Source organism: Paenarthrobacter sp. NyZ202, assembly GCF_049860755.1.
Taxonomy (GTDB): Bacteria; Actinomycetota; Actinomycetes; order Actinomycetales; family Micrococcaceae; genus Arthrobacter.
In genome coordinates this window covers 118,031-141,468 of the sequence record NZ_CP187556.1, presented here as the reverse complement: position 1 = coordinate 141,468, position 23,438 = coordinate 118,031, and the positions used below count along the sequence as shown (strand labels likewise).

Genomic DNA, 23,438 nt, shown 5'->3' with positions numbered 1-23,438 from the left:
GTTCAGTGTCCTTCCGGTTCCGCGGGGCCATCCCGCAGCACCTCGATGATGTCGGTGACTTGCTCGGCCCGCAGCAGCCCGCGGTTGGCTGCCCTTCTCGCGGTTGCCTGGGCCATGGCCTGGTAGGCCGCGAGGACGTCGCCCCCGGCACCGCCGTCGTACTCTTTCAGGGCCTGGGCGTGGGCAGAGACTGTCCCCACGTCGCCCCGGGCCACCGGCCCGGTCAACGCAGTTTCCCCCGACGCCAGGGCGTTTTCCAGCGTGGCGCGCAGCAGCGGCCCGAGCATGGCTTCAGGCGATTCGACGCCGATCTCCCGGAGCAGCTGCGAGGCCTGCGCCACCAGAGTGACCATGTGGTTGGAACTGTGGGCCAGCGAGGCATGGTAAAGGGTGCGGTCACCTTCGGCGATGGCCACCGGTTCCGCACCCATCTCCACCACCAGGGCCTGCGCAATCGGCAGCATGGCAGCGTCAGCCGTTACCCCGAAGGTGCAGTCCATCAAGCGGTTCAGGTCAAGGCTCAGCCCCGTGAAAGTCATGGCCGGGTGCAGGGCGAGCGGAATGGCACCGGCCGCGCGGACGGGTTGCAGGATGCCCACCCCGAACCGGCCCGAGGTGTGCGCTACCAACTGGCCGCTTTGCCACGCACCCAGCTTGGCCAGGCCGGACACCAGCTCTCCCAGGGAGTCATCCGGAACCGCGATCAGCACCAGTTCGGAACGCTCCACGATGTCCTGGATCTCCAGGATCGGGACACCGGGGAGCAGGGTCTCTGCCCGCTCCCGGCTTGCCTCGGAGACGGCGGAAACCCCGACGACGGCGTGCTCGGCCCCGCGCAAAGCGGCACCAAGGACGGCACCCACCTTGCCGGCCCCGATGATGCCTACTCCGAGTCGTCCTGGCCTAGCCATTGTGGGGTTCCTCCTTGGTTGGTGGGGTGTCAGCGGGCATGACCTGGGCGAGCCACTGCTCGCTGGTTTGCCGCTTGCGGGCTTCGCGCGCCCTGGCCGCCTGCTGGTCGAACAGCGCCACCGCTTCCTCCACCCCTGCCTGGTAGAGCCGCGGCATCACTGGTCCGGTCGTGGTGTGCAGGACCAGGTCGGCAACCCTGAAACGCCGCGCCAGCGGCCCTTGCTGGAGGGCCATCGACTGGGTGCGCTGATGCGGGACCAGCACCAAGGTACGCCACCACCGGCCGGACCGCAGCAACAGCGCGGTCCCCGTAGCCAGGAAGCCGTTCCTTCTCCATCCCAGCGGGGCAAGCAGGCGCGCGCGGCGGGGAGTGGTGACGAATCCGTCGGGACCGGCGGCGGCTATGGTTGCGGCTTCGGGCACCCTCGCGGCGGAAGCGCCAGACGTCCTGGCCGATCCGGCCGCAGGTGCCAGGCCTTCCAGTCCCGCCGTGAAGACCCCCACGGGATCGGCGATGCCCGGATCGGGCAGCACGAGCGAGAGCATCATCATGACGTGCTCCTTGCGGCCAACCGGAAGCAGGGTGGTCCGCGCCGCAGACTCATTCCCTGCGGAAAGGCCATAACCGGCAACATTGACGTGCATCCGGTACCAGCCGAAGATCCTCCACAACGGCGGCTGCGTTACCTTCACCGCCTGGATGCGCCCCGGCGGAAGCGTCTGTGCCTGGGTATCCAGAAGCCCATACCGCAGCCGGATACCGTCCGGCGAGATGGCGGCCGTGAAGTTGTACCCCTTGTTGAAAGAGCTCCAATACGCGGCTCCGATGCCCAGGATGGCGGGTATCAGTGCAAAAAAGATGGCGCTGTTGTCCGTCAGCACGGAAACGGCTACGGAGACGGCCGCGCCCAGGACCACAAAGACAGTCTGCTCGCTCAGTAGCAGGGAACCCACCAGTCGCGACGGCGGGACGGACAGGACCACCTGCTCCGGAGCCTCGGGGTACTCCTCGAAGGCAGACGATTCAGCCGCGGGGCCTGGTCCTCCCGGCGCATGGTCCGCTGGTATAGCGCCGTCCGCCGCTACAGCGCCGTTTACCGGTACAGCGCCTTCTGCCGGTACTGCACCGCCTGTCTGCCGGGGCGGGTACCCCGACCCGGGTAAGGGCTCCTGCCCGGGCACCGACCCCTGCAGGACTCCTGTTGCCGGGGACCCTCCGCGGGGAGCAGTTGCGACGCCGGCGGCCCTGGCCAGGATGGTGGCCCGGAGCTGCTTGGCCTGGGCGAGCGGCAGGTAGGCCAAACGCACGGCCGATTCACCGGCGTCGGCCACTTCGAACTTCAGCTCGGCGAGCCCGAAGATCCTGGCCAGCAGCGGCTGAACGATATCGATGGCCTGGACCCGGTCCAACCGTGCCTGGCGCTGTTGCTTGAACAGGAAGCCGGTGTTGACCCTGACGTACCCCTCGGCCACCTGGTAGCGCGTAAAGTACCAGCTCAGGATGAACCCGCCCACGGTCAGCAGCATCACCACGGCCCCGCCGGCCAGCAGCCACGGGACCCGGCCGCTGAGGTTGGGGTCCAGGAAATCACGGCCCTGCAGTATCCGTTCGAAGGCGTCACGGCCGAAGAAATACACGACGGCGGCAAGCGCCACCCAGCCCCGCACGAAAGGTGAGGCAGGGTGTACCCGCCGCCAGTCGCCGTCGACGGCTTTACCGGGAAGGACAGCCTCCGGGCTCACAGCCCGGCCAGCCTGGCTTCTCCACGGGCGGAAAGCTGCTCACGCAACCGTGCGCCTTCCGCAGCCGGAAGGCCGGGAAGCTGCGCGTTGGTACCCACCGACGCCGTGTGGAGTTTCAGGGTGCACAGCCCCAGGCTGCGTTCCACAGGGCCCACCGCAACGTCCACGTACTGCATGCGGCCATAAGGCACAACCATGGTCCGCTGGAAGAAGATGCCACGCCGGATGAGAAGGTCGTCGTCGCGCTCCGCGTACCCAATGGCCCGCACCTGGCGCGGAATCAGCACCAGCCGCCACAGCGCCAGGACCAACATCACCGCGGGAACGGCAACCGCAAGCCACAGCGGCGGCCACCGCCACCACCCCAGCTGCACAAAGATCAAAGGAAGGCTCACGATCAGCAGCATCACCGCGTTGCCAATCGCCCACTCAACCAATCGCACCGTGACGTACTTGGGCGAAACCCGCTGCCACTGGATGCCGGGAGGGTCAATCGCCTCGGTATGCATACTCGCCTTCGCCTTTGGACTCACCGCGACGGGTTTCCGGCCCCGTCGTGCCGCCGCCTTCGAAATCTTCCGGGGGGATGCGGCAGAACCGCTCCACGACCAAGCCCACCACCAGCATCACCACGCCGCCGCCGCCCATGACCAGGGTGTTCCACAGAATGCCCTCGCCGCTGCGAAGCGTTCCGATGCGGAGCAGGTCAAGGGCAATCCCGGCGTGCCAACCCAGCAACAAGGTGCCCGCATAGGCACAGGCCTGGGCAAGAATCAGCGTTCGGGCCGCCATGATCGGGTTGAGCAACGTCTTCTTCTTGCCGTTCCGCCAGCGCAGGACCCGGATCCCCATGACGAGCGTGAGGACGGCAATGACGCCCATGGTCACCAGGGCGGACACCGGCAGGACCGGGGTGGCCATGCTGTAACGGTTGGTGGCGGCGGTAGCCAGCAAGGCCAGGCCGGCAGCCAGGACGGCGATAATCACCAGGGTCAGCGGTCGCATGGCTTTCATGGCTACTCCAGGGCTCCTGTCGCCGGGACGCCGGCCACATCACCGTACCCGTCGAAACGCCGGATGTCCGGCATGTCGCTGGCACGTGCCGCGAGTTCCGCTACGCTCCGGCCGTCCAGTTGCGCATTCGGTTCCAGCAGCGACCACGGGTAGAGGACGAAGGCGCGTTCGGCCGCGCGCGGGTGCGGCAGCGTCAGGACGGGGTCGTCGCTGTGCAGGTCGCCGAAGACAATGATGTCCACGTCCAGGGTCCGCGGACCCCACCGCACTTCCCGGGTCCGGTGGTGCTTCTGTTCCACGGCGTGGCAGTGCTGCAGCAGTTCCAACGGGTCAAGAGTGGTTTCCACGGCCATGACCATGTTCAGGAAATCGGGCTGCCCCTCCGGGCCACCCACCGCCTTGGTCTGCACCACGGGAGAGACGCCAAGGAGCCGGACTTCCGGCGGGTCGACAAGGTCGGCGACGGCGGTCGTCAGGGTGTCGTTGCGCTCCCCCAGGTTACTGCCCAGCGCCAGGATCGCCTTGGTATAGGAGCCGGTCATGTGCGCTCCCGGTGAACGCTGACCGTGACATCGCCGAACGGCACCTCGATGGGGGCCTTCGGTTTGTGGACAGTGACGTCGACGGCGGACAGGCTTCTGTAGTTGGCCAGGATCCCCTCGGCGATCCTGACGGACAGCGCCTCGATCAGGTTCAAGGGCTCCCCCTCAATGTACGAGGTGATGAGCTCGGCTACCTCGCCGTAGTGCGCTGTGTACTGGAGGTCGTCCGTTTCCGCTGCCTTGGTGAAGTCCGTGTGCAGCACGGCATCCACCACGAACGGCTGGCCATCACGGCGCTCAAAATCGAACACACCGTGGTAACCGACGGCAGTGACGCCGGTCAGCGTAATCCTGTCCACAGCGACCTCCAGTCAGCGTGCGATTCGAGCGGCGACCTTGACGGCGTCAAGGCTTGGACCGACGTCGTGCACCCGGACAGCCCAAACGCCCTGCGCGGCACTCAGGGTGGTGATCGCGGCAGTGGCGGCGTCACGTTCCTGCGGGGCCGCCGACTTCCCGGCAACCGTCAGCAGCGAGCCCAGGAAGCGTTTGCGGGACGCGGCGACCATGACCTTGTGACCGAGGCCGAACAGCTGGTCCAGGTTCTTGAGGATCTCCCAGTTCTGGTCCTCATTCTTGGAGAATCCAATGCCCGGATCAACAATGATCTGCTCCGGGCTGACGCCCGCTGCGTAGAGTTTGTCGCGTACGCCCTGGAGCTCGGAGACGACGTCTTCGGTGACGTTGTCGTAGTCCGTGAGGCTGTCCATGGTCCGGGCATCGCCACGGCGGTGCGTGAGGATATACGGCACCTTGGTGCGGGCCACCAGCTCCGGCATGCCGGGCTCGATGGTCAGGCCGGAAACATCATTGATGATCGCAGCCCCGGCTTCCACGGCGGCGGCCGCAGTGGACGTGTGCATGGTGTCGATGCTGACCAGCGCCCCGGCCTTGACCAGTGCTTCCACAACGGGCAGCACACGGCGCTGCTCCTCTTCCGGCGACACGGGCTCGGCCCCCGAACGCGTGGATTCGCCGCCGACATCGATGATGTCTGCGCCGGCATAGAACATCCGCAGGCCCAGGGCGATCGCGGAGTCGGGGGTGCGATGGGCTCCGCCGTCGCTGAAGGAATCCGGGGTGACATTCAGGATTCCCATGACGAGGGTCCGGTCCGTCGGCAGGTCCTCGAACCTGGCCGTGGGTCGCGGCTTACGGAGAATCGGCAGCGGGCTTGTGGCCGGGCCGGTTCCGGGTGCTGCGGCGAGGGAATCCATATATTGCTTACCTTCCGAGTATGAGGCTCATGGCTTCGGCGCGGGTGGCCGGGTCATGGAGTTGACCGCGCACCGCACTGGTGACGGTCTTGGCGCCCGGCTTGCGGATGCCGCGCATGGACATGCACATGTGTTCGCACTCGACGACCACGATCGCCCCGCGCGGGTTGAGATGCTTCACGAGGGCCTCGACGATCTCCGTGGTCAGCCGCTCCTGCACCTGCGGCCGGCGGGCATAGATGTCCACCAGGCGCGCCAGCTTGCTCAGGCCCGTCACCTTGCCGTCATGTGACGGGATGTAGCCAACGTGGGCCACTCCATGGAACGGAACCAGGTGGTGTTCGCACGTTGAGTAGAAGGGAATGTCCTTCACCAGGACAAGCTCTTCATGGTCAAGGTCGAACGTGGTGGAAAGGACCTCGGCAGGGTTCTGGTGCAGCCCTGCGAAGACTTCCGCGTAGGCCTTGGCCACCCGCTTGGGAGTGTCCTGGAGGCCGCCACGGTCAGGGTTTTCACCGATGGCCAGGAGGATTTCACGGACAGCTGCTTCGATGCGCGGGCGGTCCACTTTGCTGCCCCGGTGGGCGTCCACGGCAGAACCGGGAACGGCGGCGAGGTCGTCGTCGTCGAAATGAGTCACAGCAGAAAGCTTAGCCGTGAAGCGGGGAGTCGTTGCCGCCGTCGGGTCCCGGCGCCTGGAAGTTGTCCTGGCTGCTGACGCCCTGCGCGTGCGGGGCAACGGTGTCCAGCGGCTCGTCCAGGCGCGCCTTCTTGGCTTCCTCCTGGGCTTCGCGTTCGGCACGTTCCGCGCGGCTTTCCACCGGCGGGATGGTCTGCACGGGACGCGATTCCTTGGACAGCCAGATCTCGCGGAAGTCGCGCTTGCGGACATCGCGGAAGATATCGGCGATCTCGGCCTGGTTCAGGGTTTCACGCTCGAGCAATTCCAGCGCCAGGCGGTCCAGGATGTCGCGGTTTTCGGTGAGGATCGCGTAGGCCTCGTCGTGCGCCTGGTCGATGAGCCGGCGTACTTCCTCGTCCACCACGTAGGCGATCTGGTCGGAGAAGTTGCGCTCCTGCGCTGCGTCGCGGCCCAGGAACGGCTCGCCGCCACCCTGGCCCAGCTTCACGGCGCCCACGCGTTCGCTCATGCCGTACTGGGTGACCATCTTGCGGGCGGTGCCGGTGGCCTTCTCGATATCGTTGGAGGCGCCGGTGGACGGATCATGGAACACGATCTCCTCCGCCACGCGGCCACCCATGGCGTAGGCCATCTGGTCCAGCAGTTCGTTGCGGGTCACCGAGTATTTGTCGTCCTCCGGAACCACCATGGTGTAGCCCAGGGCGCGGCCACGGGGCAGGATGGTGATCTTGGTGACCGGGGCAGAGTTGCGCAGGGCTGCTGCAACCAGGGCGTGGCCGCCCTCGTGGTACGCGGTGATCTTGCGCTCGAGTTCCTTCATGACCCGGCTGCGCTTCTGCGGGCCGGCCATGACGCGGTCGATTGCCTCGTCCAAAGCGCGGTCGTCAATCAGGTTGGCGTTGGAACGGGCCGTCAGCAGGGCGGCCTCGTTCAGGACGTTGGCGAGGTCGGCACCCGTGTAGCCCGGGGTCTTCTTGGCCACGGCCTTGAGGTCGATTCCCTGGGCCATCGGCTTGCCCTTGGCATGGACGTTCAGGATTTGCTCGCGGCCCTGCAGGTCCGGCGCTTCCACGGTGACCTGGCGGTCGAAACGGCCGGGACGGAGCAATGCCGGGTCCAGGACATCCGGGCGGTTGGTGGCTGCGATGAGGATGACGTTGGTCTTGACGTCGAAGCCGTCCATCTCCACCAGGAGTTGGTTCAAGGTCTGTTCGCGCTCGTCATTGCCGCCGCCGATCCCGGCACCACGGTGACGGCCAACGGCGTCGATCTCGTCCACGAAGATGATGGCCGGGGAACTGGCCTTTGCCTGCTCAAACAGGTCGCGGACACGGGAAGCACCCACGCCGACAAACATTTCCACGAAGTCCGAACCGGAGATGGAGAAGAAGGGAACGCCGGCCTCGCCCGCGACAGCGCGAGCCAGCAGGGTCTTACCGGTGCCCGGAGGGCCGTACAGCAGCACACCCTTGGGAATCTTGGCACCCACGGCCTGGAACTTGGCCGGCTCCTGGAGGAATTCCTTGATCTCCTGCAGTTCCTCCACGGCCTCGTCAGCACCTGCGACGTCGGCAAAGGTCACCTGCGGCATGTCCTTGTTGACCAGCTTGGCCTTGGACTTGCCGAACTGCATCACCTTTGAACCGCCACCCTGCATGCGGGACAGCAGGAACCAGAAAAGCACACCCAGCAGCAGCACCGGAATCAGCAGCGAGAACAAGCCGGAGAACCAGTTGTTCTCGATGGGCTGGTCAGTGAAGCCCTTCTCCGGATTCGCATTGGTGACAGCCTTGACGACATCCGGACCACGGTCCGTGACGTAGAAGAACTGGACGTTCTTGCCCTTGTCCTGGCCATCGATGTTCAGGTTGTCCTTGAGGACCAGGTCAACGCGGTTCTCGGCGTCGAAAATCTTTGCCTGCTCCACCTTGCCGCTCTGGGCGAGGAGCTCGAGGCCGTCCTTGGTATCGATGCGTGCAGACCCGCCGGGGGCCAGGGTTGCGAATGCCACCAGGAGCAAGCCGACAACGACAACAATCCAGATGCCCGGGCCCTTGAAGAAACTCTTAGCTTTCATCTGATCGGGGTTGCGCCCCGTCCCTCCTGGTAGTGCTGCAAGGCGCAACTTCTGCGCGCAAGTGGTGCTGCTTCAGTTTCTAGCTATACACCCGTTCCCAGTAATTCACGCACTGGAATGCTCAAAAGTTCCCTCTGGGCGTACACAGGATACCCGCCTCCGACGGGCTGTAACAGGGGTTCCGGCTTGGCGCTCCCCCTTATCACCCGCACCCGCACCCCTTCCCGCCCAATGCACCCCGTCCCCCTCCTGACACCCCACCCGCACCCCTTCCCGCCCAATGCACCCCGTATTACGGGTGCGCCTGGCGGAACCGGGAGCGGAGACCACACCAGAGGGGTGCGCTGGGTGTGAACGGGTGCGGCCCTGGCTGACCAGACCCGTTCTCTTTTTCCACATACGGCTGGGCAGGCCTGCCTATCCGTGACGGGCAGCGGGCATCGTTGCTGTCATGCCTTCCTCCACTCTGATCTTGAGTTCCGACGCCACGCGGATCGGGCAGGACCCGCGCCTGCTTGCCAAGCGAGCGCGGCGGGGAGAGCTGATCCGTGTGCGCCGGGGAGCCTATGTCTCTGCCCGGGACTGGTCTTCCCTCAACGATCGGCAACGGCACGGTCTCCTTGCTGCTGCACTGGCAAGGACCTGCCTGAAAACACCCGTCTTCACCTTGAAAACAGCGGGTTTGCTGTGGGGCTTGGGGGTGGTCGGGGTTCCACAGCAGCTCCAGACCGCTACCGATGATCCCCGCGGCGGGCGATCCAAGAACGGAGTCCTCCGCACTTTGGGGTCTCTCGACCACGGTGTCTGCGAACTCGGAGGATTTCGGGTTACCGACAAGGCACGGACAACGATCGAATTGGCAAGCAGACTGAACTTTGCCGAAGCCCTGGCGGTGGTTGACTCCAGCCGCCGCGAACCATCCAAACCTTCCATGGACACAGCCGCAGATTGGGACAAGGAGGCTCCGTGGGGCACGGCACTCAAGGAGAAGACCCTGGAGGACGCGGTCAGCACCCTTCCGGCATCATCCCGGCAACAGCGTGCCGCCAAAATCATCGAGTTCTCTACATCCGGGTCGGAATCTGTTGGCGAATCCATGAGCCGTGCAAGCATGATCCTCCACAGGATCCCACTGCCTCGGCTTCAGGCCGTCTTCCAGCTAAGGAATGGAAAGACAGCAAGGACCGATTTTTGGTGGCCGGAGTTGGACTTGGTCGGAGAATTTGATGGCCAGGGAAAGTACCTGCGGAACCAACTCCGGGGCGGAAAGACCATTCAGCAGGTAGTCATGGAGGAAAAGGCACGGGAGAACGCCTTGCGTGCGCTTGGGCTAACCGTCATTCGGTGGGATTGGGCCGAGATGATGAATCCGCGTACGTTCATCAGGATCCTGACAGACGGCGGCCTCGAACCCGTTCGCACTGGGCGGTGACGATGCCAGGGAGGAACCTCGGGGCCTTGCAACTGTGCACCCCTTAAGCGCGTGCGCCGCACTCCCTCGCGCCAGATGCACCCGGTGTTACGGGGGCGCCGGGCGGAAACGGGTGCGGCGGTATGCGCGAGCTGCCGGGCCCACGCAAACCCCACGTACGGGGGCGCCGGGCGGAAACGGATGCGGCTGAAGGAAAGGCTTACTCGTAGACGTGCGGGGCCAGGGTGCCTACGAAGTCCAGGTTGCGGTACTTCTCCGCGTAGTCCAGGCCGTAGCCCACCACGAACTCGTTGGGGATGTCGTACCCGACGTACTTGACGTCGATCTCCACCTTGGCGGCCGTGGGCTTGCGGAAGGCGGTGCAGATTTCGACGCTGGCCGTGCCGCGGGATTCAAGGTTGGACTTGAGCCAGGACAGGGTGAGGCCGGAATCGATGATGTCCTCGACGATCAGCACGTCCTTGCCCATGAGGTCGGTGTCAAGGTCCTTGAGGATCCGGACCACGCCCGATGACTGGGTACCCGAGCCGTACGACGACACAGCCATCCAGTCCATGCTGACGTGGCTGTGCAGTGCACGCGCCAGGTCCGCCATGACCATGACGGCCCCCTTCAGAACACCCACGATCAGGATGTCGCGGCCCTCATAGTCCTTGTCGATCTGCGCCGCCAGTTCAGCGATACGGGCTTGGATCTGCTCTTTGGTGTAGAGAACGTGCTTGAGGTCTGCCTGGACGTCGTTTGAATCCACCAATGGCTCCTGTTTGATGCTCGGGGTGCGGCTACTGTTGGGCCGTTTTTTGATGCTGGAATACTAGCTTCCCACAGGGTGCGGCTTCCCGGGGAACGGGGGTAGCCTGGCCGGCTTCCACTGCCCTGCGTTCCCGCTCCAAATCACTGAGCGACAGTCGGTAGACGCTCACGTGGCCGGGCAACTCAACGGGACCTGCGGAACCCTGCCGCCTGAGCAGCGCTTCGGCTGCTTGGAGCCGCCCGTACCCGGGCTGTTGACCCCCGACGTCGGCAGCTGCCTTGGCGATGACACGGAACCTGAGCGCCGGGGCCAGATCCCGGACGGCGTCCTCGGGCAGCTGCACGCCGCCGTCCCGCCGTTCCACCAGGGACAGGTAGGTCTGTCCGGCGAGGTCGTCCAGGAAGTCGGCGTCCTGCTGCAGGATCGCGGCGGTGCGTGCCAGGGATTCAGCGACTCCCGGGCCGAGCTTTTCTTCCAGCACCGGCATCACTTCACCACGGGTCCGGGACCTCGCGAAAGAGGGGTTGGTATTGCTGGGATCATGCCAGGGATCGAGTTCCTCGACTTCACAAATTTCCAGTGTTTCAGTTCGCCGCAGCCCGAGGAAGGGCCGGAGCAGGCGGCCACGGGCCGGCCGCATCCCTGCCAGCGAACGCGTTCCGGAGCCACGGGCCAGGCCCAGGAGAACTTGCTCGGCCTGGTCGTCCAAGGTGTGGCCGAGCAGGATCGCATCACAGCCAAGGGCATCGGCCGCGGCATTGAGCGCGGCATGGCGGGCGTCCCTCGCTGCAGCCTCAGGACCGAAGCCCGTGGACTCGACATCCACTGTCAACACTTCGACAGGCGACAGGCCCAGGTCACGCAGGACCGTGGCCGTCCGGGATGCGACGTCGGCTGAGCCGGGCTGCAATTGATGGTCAACCACGGCTGCCCCCACGGACACGGGATGCCCATCCACATGGCCGCGCCGGGCAAAGTATGCAGCAACCGCAGCCAGAGCAAGGGAATCCGGACCACCGCTGCAGGCCACCAGGACGCGCGCGGGGTAGCCGGCGTCGGCCAAGGCGTTCTGCACCTGCTTGCGCGCCTTGCCGATGACAGGCGCAAGGCGACCGGGCCGCCGTCGACCCTTAAGGGGCGGGGCGTCGCCGGAGGTGGGGGAAGGACTCAAAGTCCCATCCGTTCAAGCCACTGCCGGGAGTTGTGGATTTCGTCCTCCGTGGGGAGGTTCTCCGCCGCATCCCACACCCTGTTGAAGCCGTCCATGCCTGCCACGGCCACGACCTCGCGCACGAACTTGGCGCCATCGGTGTACTGCCGCATCTTGGCATCGAGGCCCAGGATGTTCCGGATGAACTTCTCCACGATGCCGCGGTCCTTCCCGCGATCGTTGAAGCGCTGGCGGATGGTTTTGACGGACGGCACGATGCTCGAGTCCACGGCATCCATCACCACGTTGGCATGCCCCTCCAGGAGGCTCATGACGGCGGTGATGTGCGAAATGGAGGCCTTTTCCTCCGGATCCTGCAGGAGGTCAAGGATGGCACCGCGGCCGGGTACGTTTCCCGTGGCGGAGCGGTCGCGCAACGACTTGGCCACGGCGCTGGCCCGCTCGACCAAGGTGTCCATGTTGCCCAGGAGGTGTCCGCTCAGCTTTTCGATCTCCTCCAGCATGTGGTGGCGGAGCCATGGAGCGGCGGCAAACTGCACGCGGTGGGTTTGCTCGTGGAGGCACACCCACAGCCGGAAGTCGTCCGGATGCACGTTGAGCTCGCGCTCCACGGAGATGATGTTGGGTGCGACCAGGAGCAACCTGCCCGCCGGTGGAACGTTGGCTGCCGGCGATAGCGCTGCGAAGGGGTCGTATTGGCCCAAAACCTTGCTGGACAGGAAAGCCAGGACGGCGCCCAGCTGGCTGCCGGTAATGGCTCCGCCTGCAGCGGCGGCGGCCGGGGTCATGGAGAGGCCGCTGCGGCTCTCCAGCATCTTCTTCAGCGCAGGTTGCAGCATCACGGCGAAGCTTTGGCTGTTGGCCTTGGACCAGGAAGCCCTGTCCACCACCAGCACATGGGAGTCGCGCAGGTCCTTGGCCGCATCCAGTCCGGTGATGTCATGGACGTGGGGCACGGAAATATCAGCATTGAAGCGGAGGTTCTCCACCGCCTTGCCGATCTCCCCGGCGCTCAAGGCAGGGCCGGGAGGGGCCAGCCGCGCAGCCGTGGACGCGGCCAGGTCCCAGTTGATCAGGGACTGGGCCCCCGCTGACGAATCTTGGGCAGATGACACCATAAGGTCCATCACACCACACGGCACAGACAGAGTGCGCTTAAGTTCGCTCCACGCGGAGCCTCGGTGGCACGCGAAGCCTCGCCCGGCACGGCTGGGCCTCGGCGGCACGCGAAGCCTCGCCCGGCACGGCTGGGCCTCGGCGGCGCGGCGGAGCCCCAGCGGCACAGCCAAGCCTCGCCGACGCACCTCAGCCCCGGCACCCGCAGGCGGCCAGGACGGACGCGGACCTGTCCATGGCCACCTTGTTTCCTCCGGCACCCGGTTCAAGGCCATTGCCGATGAAGGAAAAAACCAACAACCTGCCGTCGGCGTCCACAACGTATCCGCTCAATGCGATCACTGTATTAAGGGTGCCGGTCTTGGCCCGGACCAGGCCCGCGCCGCCTGCGGTACCGGCCTCGACGTACCTGTCGTCAAGGGTTCCGGTCAGTCCGGCGATCGGAAAACCGTCCAAAGCGGTGCGCAGCGCGGGATCGGGGCCGCTGGTGATGGCGCGGACAACCTCGGCGAACTGCCGGGCGCTGACCTGGTTGCCCAGGGCAAGACCGGAAACGTCTGCCAACTCCATCGCGTCCGTGGCGAGGCCCAACTCCCCAAGCCTTTGCCGCACGGCCGCTGTGGCGCCGTCGTACGTTGCTTCCTTGCCCGACGCCTTGGCGGTCATCCGCCCCAAAGCCTCCGCCAGGAAGTTGTCCGAGGATTCCAGCATGAGGTCCACTTGGTCGCTGACGGTGGCTGACTCGGCGGCGGCCAACACGTTGGCGGGGATGCCCTTGCCGCGCTCGACGCCGGGACGCACCTCAATCCCGGCCGCCGCCAACTGCCGGGCGAAGGCCTCCGCGGCGGTGGCGGCCGCATCCTGGGGCCTGGGCCCCGTGGTGACGCCGGGTGCATAGCGGCCCGAGTTCAAGGCCAGCGGGAACAGCGGTGCGGTTTCACCGGCGGCGACGTCGTCCAGGCTCCATGCCGGGTTTAAGGGCGGGCCGGAAAAGAGCGAATCGTCCACTGTGACCGTGACCGGCCCCTTCACGCCCGCAGCGGTCAGTTTCGCCGCGGTCTCCTTTGCCAACGACGCAAGACCTGCATGACCCATGACAGCTGCCGGGTCCGAGTCCCCCGCTCCGAGCAGCACGTCCCCTCCGCCGGTGAGGACCACCGTGGAGGGATCGTCCGTGGCCAGGACGCGGGTAGTGAACCGGGCCTCCGGGCCCATCGCTTTCAGGACGGCGACGGCGGTGAGCAGCTTCATGTTCGACGCCGGGATGCGGGCGGCGCCGGCCGCGCGGTCGAAGAGGACGTCGCCGCTGGAGGCATCCATGACCACCGCGCTGATGTCGCCGGGGCCGTCAGGCCGAAGGGTTTGGTTCAGCAGCCGGGCAACCTCCCCGGGCACCGGCACGGGAGCTTCACCGTCAAGGGGAAGTACTGCCTTGGTATCCGAAAGGCGGTCAGGCAGTTGCTGCCATGCCGGCACCGCAGGCGCTGCTTTGGGTGCGCTGAACAGGTGGGGAGCCATCCCGGCAACCACCGTGGCGCCCAGGAGCAGGAGGACCAGCAGCAACAGCAACGGCCATCTGGAGCGGGCCCACAACGCCGAAAACCGCGAGCGGGCAGATCCGTCTTTAACGCCCATCATGGAAGTTGCTTGGTCCTGTCAGTCCTGAAATGTCCCCGCCGGTTCAAGAAACCCGGGCCTCTCGCTATATCCTCAATAGTAGTCGGCGGCGTCGGCTTACTTTTGCCTGCCGCCAGCCCCGGGCTGAGCAGCCTGCCCAGGCACCGTCACCCGTGGCGGCCACCGCTTCGGCGGAGCAACGCCCCACCCACACCCGTCAAGGAGCATTCCATGAAGCACGACGTGACCATCGAGATCCCCAAGGGATCACGCGTCAAGTACGAAGTCGACCACGAGACCGGCCGCGTCCGCCTGGACCGCGTCCTCTTCACCTCCATGCAGTACCCCACGCACTACGGCTTCTTCGAGAACACCCTGGGCGAAGACGGCGACCCGTTGGATGCACTGGTGCTCCTTCAGGACTTCGACCTTCACCCCGGCGTGATCGTTGAGTCCCGCCCGATCGGTGTCTTCAACATGACCGACGACGGCGGCGGAGACGCCAAAGTCCTCTGCGTTCCTGCCGACGCCCGCTTTGACCACATCCAGGAAGTCAGCGACGTCAGCGAATTCCTCATCAAGGAAATTGAGCACTTCTTCACCCGTTACAAGGACCTTGAGCCCGGCAAGTGGGTCAAGGCCGAGGGCTGGGGCGACCGCGCTGCTGCCGAAGCCGAGCTGGAAGCTTCCATCAAGCGCTTCTCCGCCGAAGGCCACTAGCCTCTCTCCCCAACTGGGTCGCAGCTGAGCACGTTTTGGACGTTCAAAACGCGCACAAATGCGACCCAGTTGGGTGACGACGGCGGGTGGTGCGGTTCCGTACGGGACGGCACCACCCGCCGTCGTGCTTTAAGCAGCGTTGGCGCACATGGGCATGTCTCCCCATCGCGGCTCCTTGCAGCTCCGCCTAGGCTGGTACGAGACTTTTCGATGCTTACAGGGGGTTCCATATGGCTGGGTTCTACGGCGCGGACATCGCGCAGCTCCGCAGTCTTGCAGGGGTCATGGGCAAGGCTGCCGATGCCATCAACCTGCAGAGCACGCAGCTGTCCAACGCCATCAACTCCACCACCGCGTGGCAGGGCCGCGATGCCACCGTCTTCAAGAGCGACTGGAACAGCCAGCACCGGCAAAGCCTGGTCAAGGCTGCCAACATGCTGCGGGAGAACGCCAGCCAGCTGAAGAAACACGCCAACCAGCAGGAGTTCGCCAGCCACAACGACGGCTCGGGCACTTCCGTGGGCGTGCTCAAGGACGTCTACGACACCGGCCTGGGCGTCAAGGACCTCGCCGCCCAGCTGTGGACGGCGTACAAGTACGGCAAGCTTGGCCACGCCGAATGGGTCAAGACGCGCGAAGTCCTGACCAACTGGCGGGCCGGCGGCACAGTGATCCGGGACGCGCTGACCGCACTGCGGAACGGTGAGAAGGTCACCGACGTCCTCACGGACCTCAAGGCCAACATTCCCTACAGCCAGGCCTTCCAGGATGCGAGCAAGTTCTCCAAGGGCCTGCGCATCGCCGGCGCACTGGCGGCTCCGCTGAACATCGTGGGCGGCATCAGCGACATGATCAACCCCGAACACGACGGCTGGCGCGGTACGGGCGACCGGATCGCCGGCGGACTTTCCGTGGTGGGCGGTGTGGGCAGCATCATGCTGATGACCGCAGGCGGCGCAGCCCTGCTCGGTCCCATCGGCGCCCCGATCGTGATCGGCGCGGGAATCGTTGCTGGCGCCTGGGCCTTGGGCAACCTGGTAGCGGACAACTGGGATTCCATCACCAACTTTGCGCGCAACCCCGGCAGCTACATTGCCGACGGCGCCCGGGAGGTGGCCGACTTTACCAAGGACGTAGGCAGTAAGGTGGCAGACGGGGTCAGTGACGCCGCCAAGTCAGTCGGAAACTTTGTCGGAGGGATATTCGGATGACCACCAGCACCATGAAATGGACTGCGCGGGACATTGAGGCTGCCGCGAAAGTGCTTGCCTCTGCCAGCGCCACCGGAGCCGCACTGCCAACCCTGACGGACGAGGAAGTCGTGGCGCTGGACGGCGTGCAGCATGAACAGATCGTCGCACTCCCCTGGCTTTCCACGCAGGATGCCAGCAAGGAACTCATGTGCGCCGTGGCCCTCCGCGGCCTGCTGGCCAAGGAACTGGTCTACCCCGTGATCTTCGAGGGCGAAACGGAGCCCAGCAGGCTTCATGCGACCGAGGAAATCACCGGCGCCCTGACGCTCCGCCGCAGTGGCAGCAGCGTGGTGTCCGTGGAGCGGACGGTCTCAACAGGCAAGCGGTGGCTTTACGGCTACCTCCACGACGACGGCGTGCTGCTGGAAGAAGTGGACGAGGGCGGCCTGCACGGCTTCACCGTCGTCACCCGGGACCAACTGGTGCCGCGCCTGGCCGAATTCGTTGATCCCAACCAGGCTGCATCCCGCGACTCGGACCCCGTGGAATATACGGAGTCGGAATTCGAACAACACGCCGCAACCGCCTTGGCCGACACCCAGGCGGCCAGCAACGTGGTGGCCTTCAACGCCGACACCAACGACTTCCCGACCCTCACCGTGTACACCGGCCCGTCCGGCGTCCACGTCCTCACGCCCCTCGTCCAAGGTTCGCCGGAAGGCCAGGGTTCGCCGGAACAGGGCGGTTCTGTCAGGCTTGAAGTAAAGGAAACGTCCGCGTCCGGCCTCGCCGCAGTCCTGGGTGGACTCGCGGGCCTGTCCTGACGCCGCCCTCCCAGCCGTCCAACCGCCGTCGAGCTGAAAGCCACGCATGAGCAACCCGAAGTCAGAATCCGCCACCGGCCTGGTTGACGCCGTCAACGGACGGAAAGTCCGCCGCCACACCCAAACCGGCGCCTACTACGTGAAGGCGTCCGGTGCGGCCCACTTCTGGGGGCGCGTGTTGGATGCCGTGGTGTTCCTCGCGGCGTATTCGGTGCTCGCCGTGGTGCTGGCCGTTGTTCGGAACTCGATGATGAACAACGGCTCTGCGGCCGCTTACAACGACGGCCTGTGGCTCGCCCTCTACGTGATCCTCTGGTTTGTGGCGCTCCTGGCCTACGGCATGGTGTGGGGCACCGTGGGCAGCGTTGGGGACGCAGCTGCTGGAATGCGCTCCGTCAGGATCAAGGACGGCACGACGGCGGGCGCCTGGCTCGGCGGTTGGCGGGCCATCTGCTGGTCCTTCTTCCCGTTCTTCGTGGTCATGGTGATCGCCTCCGCGCTGACCGGCGGCTCGGGCGACACCTGGGACCCCAAGTTCGCCGCAATGGACCGCCGTTCCGGAACGGCGCAGGGCGTGCAGCCGGTACCGGATCCCAAGGCCGTGGCAGCCCAACAGGCTGCCGACGCCGAACGCGGGAACCTCCCGCATCTCTACAACCAGCACCCGGATGCGCGGCCGTAACTGGCTCGTCAGGGGTGCGGAACAGCGGCTCGGTCCGGAACTGGGTGAGCTGCGGTTCATTGCGTCTTCCCGGCATATCTACTGGAAGGCGCTCCTTCCATGCCTGGCGGTCGGCTTTGTTTTCGGAGTGATCGGTGAATTCATCACCCCGATCCGCTCGACCCGCAATCCCGCCCATTTTTCCGACCCCGTGCTGTTCGTAGTGGCGAGCATTCTCACCGGGCTGCTGCTGTGGAGCATGACCCTGCTGGGGAGCTTCCGAAAGCTGCTGGTGTTCCAGGGTGGCCTGGTGGCCCGCTACGCCCAGCCACGCACCACCATTGTGATCCCTTGGAAAGACATCGCGCCGGAGTCCATCAAGGCTGTGACCACTCCGGACGGCACGGACCCCGAACGGCGGCTCGTGGCAAGCAGGAAAGTGTCCTTGGGGGCCGCGGGACGCCAGGCGCTGGTCTTCAAAGCCCTCGGAAGTTATTGGATCTTCTCTACCGACGACGAACCGGCCGGACTGCTGTCGGCGGTCCAACAGAGCATGGTGGACGCAGGCGTACCCGGGGCCGGCCAGGTCATGGCAGGTGCGCTGCCCGCCGTCGCCGTAGGCACCCGTACTGCACTGGATTGAACCGTGCGGAACGCAAAGTAATACGGAAAAGAAGCCCTTGCAGAGCAGCTACCAGCCGGTAGCATGTGATCCACTATGTTCACGCTGACGATCAACCAACGCGACAGCCGCCGCGACGGCGACCTCGTGCCCCAGCTCCTGAAGGACCTGCGGCATATTCCCGCACGGCTGGACTTTGACCGCTCAGTGGAAGACGAAGTCCAAGGCATCGTTGACGATGGCCACCAGGCTGTTGAAACCGCCTTGATCGCGCTGCGGACCGGCCAGTGGTATGTGGGGATCGGCGTTGGTCCCGTCAACGAACCGCTGCCCAACCTGGTCCGCGACGCGTCGGGCCATGGCTTGGTGTATGCGCGGAGGGCCGTGGACCGGCTCCGGAACGGCAAGGACCGCATCCCGGTGGCTGTGGACGGCCCCTTTGCCGCGCTGGCTGCCGAAGCCGAGGCTGTCCTGCGGCTGCTTGGCCACATCGTCCAGCACCGCAGCGCGGCCGAGTGGCGGGTCCTGGACCTGTTGACCCCGGGAGTGCGGGGCCAACAGCGGGCCGTGGCCCAGGAGCTGGGCATCACGACCCAGGCTGTGAGCAAGGCCGTGGCCCGGGCCCAGTGGGTTGAGGAACACGCGGCACGCCCGGCAGCGGCACGCTTGCTGCACATGATCCTCGAGGTCCGCTAGGAACCCAAGCGGAGGAACACCCTGGCCGGCGACCCGGGACCTCCGGAACCCCGGGTGGCCGCCGTGCGGCGCCCCAAATAGCCGCCGCAAAGCCGCAGCGTGGCGGCGTCGCGCTCATCACGACGCCGCGTTGCTGCGGCCCGGCGGGGTGCCCGGTGGGGTTACTGGTTGCCCAGGTTGTCCTTGGCCGTGGAGGCACGATCCTGGACGTCCGCTGCGGCGTGCTGGCCTTCGTCCTTGACGTTGGCTGCCGCTTCGGTAGCGGTTTCCTTGACGCTCTGGACAGCTTCCTGTGCAGGTTCCTTGAGGTGGTCGGCCACTTCCTTGGCGGCGTGGCTCAGTTCCTCGGTGAGTGGCTGTGCCGCTTCCTTGACTGCCTGGGCGGCCTCGCGTTCCTTCTCCGACGGCGGGATCAGCGCCGAGACCAGCAGACCTGCGCCGAAGGCGATCAAGCCGGCGGCGATGGGACTGCCCTGGGCCTTGCGCGTGATTGCCTGCGGAGCGTCGCCGATGTCGGAGACGACGCCGGCCACGGCATCCTGGGCGTTGTGGGCGGCGTCGCTGGCCCGGTCGTGGACATGGCTTGCCCGGTCGTGGACGTCATCGCGTGCACCGAAGACGGCCGTCTTAATACGGTCAACCCTCCGGTGGACAATGTGCGAGGGAGTGACCTTGTCCGCCACTGCATCAACGTTGGTACTGAGCCGCCGGCGCGTTTCTTCGATATCGGCGCGCAGGGCATCGGGGTTCTGCGTCATCGTGTCTCCTCAGTATTCGGTTTGAAGGTTGGAGGTATTTCCTTGACTGTCTCAGCGGTGCGCGGCAGTCCTTTGATGTTGTTCAGTTCCTTGCGGCCCATGCTGGCCAGGACTGCGGCAATGATTCCCCAGATGACCGCCACGATCACGGCGGACCATCCCAGGCCGACGAGCTGGCCCAGCGCCCACCACAGGGCGATAGACAGGAACAGGACGGTGATGTGTCCGGCCCAGGCGGCACCGGCCAGCATGCCGGCGCCTTTTCCTGCCTTGGTGGCACTGTCCTTCAACTCGACCTTCGCCAGTTCCACTTCCTGGCGCATCAGCGTTGAGACGTCGCGGGTCAGGTCGCTGAGCAACTCGCCCAACGGAACGGATTCAGCTTTCGCGTGGGCCTCCGTAGGAGGAAGGTCGGCGGGACTGCTCATCGGGAACCTCCATACTGGGGGTCATCGGGATCGAGCGGTCCAGCCAGCGGATCGCCCTGTGCCTTGACCCCGCCGGCGTCCGTCTCCGGGTAGGGAGCGGTGGACCCGTCCAGTCCGCCCGTGGCGCCCGCACCGTAGCCGGTGGTGGTTGCTGCGCCGTAGCCGGCGTTGGTTCCGTAGCCCGAGGTGGTGGCCTCCGGGCCGGGGAGATCAACCGGCGGCGGTGTCACAGCCGAACGCGAGGTGGGGTAGTACTCGGCACGGGGCGTGGTGGGGGCAGTACCGGTCGATGCGTCTTCGGAGGCGGCACCGGCCATTCCGCGGCCGAGCCTTCCGGCGAGGACACCCGCACCTGCTGCGATCAGGAGAAAGGCACCCGGCTTGCGGCGGGCGAAGCTCTTGACCTCATCCAGGAGCGAACCCGGATCACGGTTTTCCAGCCACTGGGCTACCGAGGAGGAACGCTGTGCTGCCTGCTGCACAAGGTCGGAGGCAACCCCGCCCTGCGTGGAAGCGTTGGCCATGGTGGACAGCTCGTCGGAGATGGACCGGAGTCCCTCGGCGACCCGCTGCTGCTGCGTTGCGGCCTGGTCGGTCAGCTCACCCTTGGTTTGGTGGAGCAGTTGCCGTGCATTCAGCTTGACCTCCTGGGCCACATGCGAGGCCTCGGTCTTTGCCGTATCCACGACACCGCCGGCAGCATCTTTTGCTGCACCGGCTACACCAGCGGCTTCCTGCTTGGCGGTCTCGACCTTGCCCGATGATTCGGTGCCGCCGGTGGTACCCGTGGTTCCGGTGTACGTGGTTTCGGTGTCGACCGGCGCGTCGAGGTAGCTTCCGGAGTATGGCTCGGTCCCTGCAGGGACTCCAGTTCGTGGCGCCGCGAAGCTTCCGTCCTGCGGCGATTGGCTCTCAGTCATTGTCGCTCTCTTTCCACAGTTGGCAGGCTGCGGACAGCAGCCGGGATAGTAAGTATCGTTACTATCAAATGGGTGTGTACCCCCTTGTCCCGGCTTCAATCACACATATTTTCAAAAGTTCCCGGGCCCGACCGGGGGTTCGACAGGTCGGAGGCAACGTGCCTACGTTGGAACAATGAGGCATAAGCCCATCAGTGGGCGGCTGATCCCCGCTCTGCAAAAAACCGTGACCCGCCAGCGGCTGCTTTTCGCCGCCAAAACAGCGATCGCCGCCGGCCTGGCCTGGTACCTGGCCCCCTTCATGCCGGGCCCCGCGGCGGCCTACCCGTACTATGCCCCGCTGGGCGCCCTGGTGAGCATGCACCCCACCGTGGCCGACTCCGCCAAGCGCGGGCTGCAGAGCCTGTTGGGCCTGGCGCTGGGGATTGCCATGGCCTTTGCCGTGACGACGGTAGCCAGTCCTACGTCGTGGGCCGTGGCCCTGGTGGTGGGCCTGGGCGTCATCATCGGTGGCCTGCCCCGCCTGGGTTCGGCCTCGGAGTGGGTCCCCATGGCCGCCTTGTTCGTGCTGGTCCTCGGTGATTCCAATGCCCAGGGCTTCTCCTTCGCCTATGTGCTCCAAATGGGCATGGGAGTCGCCGTGGGATTCGCCGTCAACTGGCTGGTGTTCCCACCGCTCCACCTGGACGACATCGATCCGGCACTGGCCGGACACCAACGGGCCCTCTCCCGGCAGCTCAGCGACATGGCGCGCGCCATGCAGGAGTCCTGGCCACCCGACCATGAGGCCTGGGCAAGCCGCAGCGGCGAACTGGACGCAACCGCGGCAAACGTGCGGACCGCCGTCCACCAAGCGGAAGTGAGCGCAAAAGCGAATCCCAGGTCCCGGCGTCGTCCGGGCCGTATCCCTGGCGCGCTGGCCGGAATGCGGACGGTGGAGCGCCTGACGTTCCACGTGCAGGACATTACGGACGTCCTCCAAAGCGTGATCTGGGAAGAGGACGCCGGGACCGTGATTCCGGACAGCGTCCTGGCCAATCTGTCCGAGGCCTTGGAAGCTGCGTCGGGGATGATCGATGAGTGGCGGACAGGTGATGCGGAGAAACGGAACGCCCGCTTGGATGAGGCCAGGGATAGGGTGGCGGCCCTCGGCGAGGCGATCAACGAAGCCGCAGCGGGACAGGCCTCAGTGAATGCGGCAGCTTCCGTGGCCATGAGTATCCGGCGGATGATTACCGCGGTGGCCACAGCCGGTTGAGTGGCCACCTGGGTGCGGACCCATCAGCGTGGCGTCAGCGGCGGCGAAGCCTTCCGCCCCTTCCCCGCACCCAGGCCGTCCAGGATTTCGGTCAATGCCTCCAGCGAGGACTTGTGCGGCATCCAACCCAGCAACCCGTGCGCCCTGCCGGTGTCCATCACCGGCGCGCCCGCCGCCATGTCCACCCACCCCGGGTCCGTCACCTGCAGGCGCAGCCGCCAGGAAAGATCGACGACGGCGCGAAGCACCGGAAGCGGCAACGGCAGCAGCCGCCGGGCTTTGAAGATCCACGCCAGCGCATTCGGATCCAGTACAGGTTCCGCGGCGATATTGAACGCTCCCTCGGCGCGCTGGTCGAGGACGCGCCAGTAGGCATCGGCGACGTCGTCCGAGTGGACTGCCTGGAACACAAGCTCCTTTGGAACAGGTAGTACGGGCAGCCAGGGTTTGCGGGGAATGAGCCGCGGAAGGAGCCGCCCCAGGAAGTACCGGCCTACCTCGCTGCCGGCCTCGGAACTGAAGATCAGCGCAGGGCGGAGCCGGGCCACCACAATGTCCGGATTCTCCTTGACGAAGCTGTCCAGGAGCCGTTCCTGGGCGGCCTTGTCCACGCTGTAGTGTGAGCCTTTCACCCCGCCGGCCGGCCAGCCTTCCTTGGTCCGCTGGTCCTTGGGTGCCGGAGAGTAGGCGCCCACTGACGAGGCGCACACGACATGCCTGACCCCCGCGTGGCGCGCCGCCCCCAGGACATGGGCCGTGCCCGCCACGTTGGTGCGGCGAAGGAGCTCGCGGTTGTGGTTTGGCTGGATCTGCCAGGCAAGGTGCACCACGGCATCTGCTCCTGCCATGGCCTGTTCCAGTGCCCCACGGTCCTGGTAGTGGCCAACGTCCAGCGTGTGCCACTCCACACCCTTGTAGGGGGCGGCATTCCGGTCAGGTTCACGACGGGCAATGCCCACGAGTTCAAGGTCCGCGCCTTCCTCCGTCCGCGCCTTCTGGAGCCGTTTGAGCAGTGCAGTGCCGGCGTTGCCGGTGGCACCGGTAATGACGATCCGCATCT

The 23,438-nt window shown here is 65.9% G+C and carries 25 protein-coding genes; 8 read left to right on the top strand and 17 right to left on the bottom strand.

Annotated elements, in window-relative coordinates; translation table 11 throughout:
• Positions 1–2: 2 nt before the first annotated feature.
• The 9 genes from ACPFL9_RS00715 to ftsH are packed head-to-tail and all read right to left on the bottom strand — an operon-like array spanning position 3 to position 8,208.
• Positions 3–911, bottom strand: coding sequence for a Rossmann-like and DUF2520 domain-containing protein (locus ACPFL9_RS00715; RefSeq protein WP_426005183.1), 909 nt, complete (start codon positions 909–911; stop codon positions 3–5).
• Entirely contained in the window at positions 904–2,655 is a 1,752-nt protein-coding gene (locus ACPFL9_RS00710; protein ID WP_426005181.1) for a PH domain-containing protein, read from the bottom strand. Before ACPFL9_RS00710 ends, ACPFL9_RS00715 begins: the two co-directional genes overlap by 8 nt.
• The gene (locus tag ACPFL9_RS00705; RefSeq protein ID WP_426005180.1) at positions 2,652–3,164 is read right to left on the bottom strand and encodes a PH domain-containing protein; all 513 of its coding nucleotides are present in this window, start codon (positions 3,162–3,164) and stop codon (positions 2,652–2,654) included. Before ACPFL9_RS00705 ends, ACPFL9_RS00710 begins: the two co-directional genes overlap by 4 nt.
• Positions 3,145–3,669, bottom strand: coding sequence for a DUF3180 domain-containing protein (locus tag ACPFL9_RS00700; RefSeq protein ID WP_426005179.1), 525 nt, complete (start codon positions 3,667–3,669; stop codon positions 3,145–3,147). Before ACPFL9_RS00700 ends, ACPFL9_RS00705 begins: the two co-directional genes overlap by 20 nt.
• A gap of 2 nt (positions 3,670–3,671) precedes the next feature.
• A complete protein-coding gene (gene folK, locus ACPFL9_RS00695; RefSeq protein ID WP_426005178.1) occupies positions 3,672–4,211 on the bottom strand; it encodes a 2-amino-4-hydroxy-6-hydroxymethyldihydropteridine diphosphokinase in 540 nt (179 codons plus the stop codon).
• Positions 4,208–4,570, bottom strand: a complete 363-nt coding sequence (gene folB, locus ACPFL9_RS00690) for a dihydroneopterin aldolase (protein WP_426005177.1) — start codon at positions 4,568–4,570, stop codon at positions 4,208–4,210. Before folB ends, folK begins: the two co-directional genes overlap by 4 nt.
• 12 nt (positions 4,571–4,582) lie before the next feature.
• Positions 4,583–5,488 (bottom strand): dihydropteroate synthase, encoded by a 906-nt coding sequence (folP, locus tag ACPFL9_RS00685; protein WP_426005176.1) that lies wholly within the window; start codon positions 5,486–5,488, stop codon positions 4,583–4,585.
• 7 nt (positions 5,489–5,495) lie between these two features.
• Complete coding sequence (gene folE / locus ACPFL9_RS00680) at positions 5,496–6,128, bottom strand: GTP cyclohydrolase I FolE (protein ID WP_426005175.1); 633 nt, start codon at positions 6,126–6,128, stop codon at positions 5,496–5,498.
• A gap of 10 nt (positions 6,129–6,138) precedes the next feature.
• Entirely contained in the window at positions 6,139–8,208 is a 2,070-nt protein-coding gene (ftsH, locus tag ACPFL9_RS00675; RefSeq protein ID WP_426005174.1) for an ATP-dependent zinc metalloprotease FtsH, read from the bottom strand.
• A gap of 451 nt (positions 8,209–8,659) precedes the next feature.
• Here ftsH and ACPFL9_RS00670 point away from each other — a divergent pair, with 451 nt between their 5' ends.
• Positions 8,660–9,640 carry a hypothetical protein gene (locus ACPFL9_RS00670; RefSeq protein ID WP_426005172.1) on the top strand — a complete coding sequence of 327 codons (981 nt, stop codon included), beginning with the start codon at positions 8,660–8,662 and terminating at the stop codon, positions 9,638–9,640.
• Between the two features lie 199 nt (positions 9,641–9,839).
• Here the strand turns inward: ACPFL9_RS00670 and hpt are convergent, their stop codons facing one another.
• The 4 genes from hpt to dacB form a co-directional block, all read right to left on the bottom strand.
• Positions 9,840–10,391 (bottom strand): hypoxanthine phosphoribosyltransferase, encoded by a 552-nt coding sequence (gene hpt, locus ACPFL9_RS00665; RefSeq protein ID WP_426005171.1) that lies wholly within the window; start codon positions 10,389–10,391, stop codon positions 9,840–9,842.
• A gap of 31 nt (positions 10,392–10,422) precedes the next feature.
• Entirely contained in the window at positions 10,423–11,469 is a 1,047-nt protein-coding gene (gene tilS, locus ACPFL9_RS00660) for a tRNA lysidine(34) synthetase TilS (protein WP_426007638.1), read from the bottom strand.
• A gap of 92 nt (positions 11,470–11,561) precedes the next feature.
• The gene (locus ACPFL9_RS00655; protein ID WP_426005170.1) at positions 11,562–12,683 is read right to left on the bottom strand and encodes a zinc-dependent metalloprotease; all 1,122 of its coding nucleotides are present in this window, start codon (positions 12,681–12,683) and stop codon (positions 11,562–11,564) included.
• Between the two features lie 187 nt (positions 12,684–12,870).
• On the bottom strand, positions 12,871–14,316 hold the full coding sequence (dacB, locus tag ACPFL9_RS00650) for a D-alanyl-D-alanine carboxypeptidase/D-alanyl-D-alanine endopeptidase (protein ID WP_426007637.1): 1,446 nt from the start codon (positions 14,314–14,316) through the stop codon (positions 12,871–12,873).
• Positions 14,317–14,529: 213 nt separating this feature from the next.
• On the opposite strand from dacB, the gene ACPFL9_RS00645 reads away from it, so the two are divergent.
• The 6 genes from ACPFL9_RS00645 to ACPFL9_RS00620 all read left to right on the top strand — a co-directional run bounded on the left by ACPFL9_RS00645 (position 14,530) and on the right by ACPFL9_RS00620 (position 19,014).
• Positions 14,530–15,018, top strand: coding sequence for an inorganic diphosphatase (locus tag ACPFL9_RS00645; protein WP_426005168.1), 489 nt, complete (start codon positions 14,530–14,532; stop codon positions 15,016–15,018).
• A 230-nt stretch (positions 15,019–15,248) separates the two neighbouring features.
• Positions 15,249–16,229, top strand: coding sequence for a hypothetical protein (locus ACPFL9_RS00640; RefSeq protein ID WP_426005167.1), 981 nt, complete (start codon positions 15,249–15,251; stop codon positions 16,227–16,229).
• A complete protein-coding gene (locus ACPFL9_RS00635) occupies positions 16,226–17,035 on the top strand; it encodes a hypothetical protein (RefSeq protein ID WP_426005165.1) in 810 nt (269 codons plus the stop codon). The genes ACPFL9_RS00640 and ACPFL9_RS00635 overlap by 4 nt, the downstream gene beginning before the upstream one ends.
• Positions 17,036–17,081: 46 nt before the next feature.
• Entirely contained in the window at positions 17,082–17,717 is a 636-nt protein-coding gene (locus ACPFL9_RS00630; RefSeq protein ID WP_426005164.1) for a hypothetical protein, read from the top strand.
• Positions 17,704–18,339 (top strand): hypothetical protein, encoded by a 636-nt coding sequence (locus ACPFL9_RS00625; RefSeq protein ID WP_426005162.1) that lies wholly within the window; start codon positions 17,704–17,706, stop codon positions 18,337–18,339. The genes ACPFL9_RS00630 and ACPFL9_RS00625 overlap by 14 nt, the downstream gene beginning before the upstream one ends.
• A gap of 75 nt (positions 18,340–18,414) precedes the next feature.
• Positions 18,415–19,014 (top strand): hypothetical protein, encoded by a 600-nt coding sequence (locus ACPFL9_RS00620; RefSeq protein WP_426005161.1) that lies wholly within the window; start codon positions 18,415–18,417, stop codon positions 19,012–19,014.
• Between the two features lie 161 nt (positions 19,015–19,175).
• Here ACPFL9_RS00620 and ACPFL9_RS00615 read toward each other — a convergent pair whose 3' ends face one another.
• Genes ACPFL9_RS00615 through ACPFL9_RS00605 form a run of 3 tightly spaced genes read right to left on the bottom strand, consistent with a single transcriptional unit; the run spans position 19,176 to position 21,120 of the window.
• The gene (locus ACPFL9_RS00615; protein WP_426005159.1) at positions 19,176–19,772 is read right to left on the bottom strand and encodes a DUF3618 domain-containing protein; all 597 of its coding nucleotides are present in this window, start codon (positions 19,770–19,772) and stop codon (positions 19,176–19,178) included.
• A complete protein-coding gene (locus tag ACPFL9_RS00610) occupies positions 19,769–20,200 on the bottom strand; it encodes a phage holin family protein (RefSeq protein WP_426005157.1) in 432 nt (143 codons plus the stop codon). Before ACPFL9_RS00610 ends, ACPFL9_RS00615 begins: the two co-directional genes overlap by 4 nt.
• Positions 20,197–21,120, bottom strand: a complete 924-nt coding sequence (locus ACPFL9_RS00605; RefSeq protein WP_426005155.1) for a hypothetical protein — start codon at positions 21,118–21,120, stop codon at positions 20,197–20,199. Before ACPFL9_RS00605 ends, ACPFL9_RS00610 begins: the two co-directional genes overlap by 4 nt.
• 175 nt (positions 21,121–21,295) lie before the next feature.
• Between ACPFL9_RS00605 and ACPFL9_RS00600 the strand changes: the two genes are divergently transcribed.
• Positions 21,296–22,378: an FUSC family protein gene (locus tag ACPFL9_RS00600; protein ID WP_426005154.1), complete on the top strand. Its 1,083-nt coding sequence runs from the start codon at positions 21,296–21,298 to the stop codon at positions 22,376–22,378.
• Between the two features lie 23 nt (positions 22,379–22,401).
• Here the strand turns inward: ACPFL9_RS00600 and ACPFL9_RS00595 are convergent, their stop codons facing one another.
• The gene (locus ACPFL9_RS00595) at positions 22,402–23,436 is read right to left on the bottom strand and encodes an NAD-dependent epimerase/dehydratase family protein (protein WP_426005152.1); all 1,035 of its coding nucleotides are present in this window, start codon (positions 23,434–23,436) and stop codon (positions 22,402–22,404) included.
• Positions 23,437–23,438: the final 2 nt, after the last annotated feature.